This is a genomic window from Stenotrophomonas sp. STEN022, assembly GCF_056760155.1.
On sequence record NZ_JBRREG010000194.1, the window covers coordinates 1 to 1215 of the forward strand.

The following is a 1215-nucleotide window of genomic DNA, read 5'->3' on the forward strand; positions in this document are numbered from 1 at the left end:
GCTTAGGTGGAGTGACGTTTCTCTCCGGCTTGTTGTCAAGTGAATCCTGAAGTGCGACCAGAAGCAGCATTGAGATGAGCATGGGCGCTAACTCTGGAATTAAGCCGCGCCGCGAAGCGGCGTCGGCTTGAATGAACTGTTAGGCGGCAGTCTACGTGGCGTCATGGCTGATTGCCAGAGCGCCGATAAACCACAGATATGCCGCCGCTGCCACGGTGAGTAGGTGAAGCAGGCCGAACCAGCGCCAGCGCAGCGCCAAGACCGAGGGAACGAGCAACACGACGGTTACAGCAAGACCCGCCAGCGGAATAACGCCGCCGACTTGCGATGTTTCAATGCCAGGGAGGCCGGCCAGTAGGCACGAAATCGGGAAGGCCGCGAGACAACTGAGGCTGGCAGAGGATGCCCGCAACCTACGACCGGCTGAAGCAGCCAAAGCAAAGATCGGGAGCATGGAGGCAAGCACGAGAAGCCCGGGAATGCCTTGCTTTGCTGCAAAGAGCACATGGCCCCAATCCATAAACTGTCACTACCCCCTAACTCTGGAATTAAGCCGACTCGCGAAGCGAGTTCGGCTTGAATGAACTGTTAGGCGCCACTAATACCGCCGAAGTAGTTGTAGCACCCAATGGCAACGATAGCGACTACCAGTGCGATCAATCCAATAGCCTCGATGTCTAGGTCGGCCTTGAGGATCTTGCGCCGCAAGCTTGGGACCAACAGGCAGGGTGAAATGACTAGCAAACCAGCACAAAGGCTGGCGAGGCCCCGCCAAAAGTTGAACTGCCAGGAATCTAGAAGTTGGCTAAGCATCCGTATAGCGCCTAACTCTGGAATTAAGCCGCGCCGTGAAGCGGCGTCGGCTTGAATGAACTGTTAGGCGTCATCACTCGCGCGCCTCGCTGGGAGAAAGATAGGGAACAGCTTTATCAAGGCACTGCTTTAGGCAGGAACCGTGAGCGCTGAGGGCTTGAATCGCGCCTCCAGTGAGCGGCAACACGATTGGTTGCAGGTCCTGCTCTATCCATGATCCGCAAAAGCAGCAGTGGTGATCGCCGCATACGAGATCAGCCCAAATTTGGTGAATCTTGGAATCTTCCATGACGCCTAACTCTGGAATTAAGCCGACCCGCGCAGCGGGTTCGGCTTGAATGAACTGTTAGGCGGCAACCACGCGCCACCTGCTTTGTAAAACACCGAACTGCATCTGTGCTT

2 protein-coding genes are annotated in these 1215 nt (G+C 56.2%); both read right to left on the reverse strand.

The genetic code is table 11. From position 1 onward, the window contains the following. Positions 1–151: 151 nt before the first annotated feature. A complete protein-coding gene (locus ACVOMF_RS20875) occupies positions 152–520 on the reverse strand; it encodes a hypothetical protein (RefSeq protein ID WP_481510973.1) in 369 nt (122 codons plus the stop codon). Positions 521–886: 366 nt separating this feature from the next. After that, positions 887–1102: a hypothetical protein gene (locus tag ACVOMF_RS20880; protein WP_481510974.1), complete on the reverse strand. Its 216-nt coding sequence runs from the start codon at positions 1100–1102 to the stop codon at positions 887–889. Between the last annotated feature and the right edge of the window lie 113 nt (positions 1103–1215).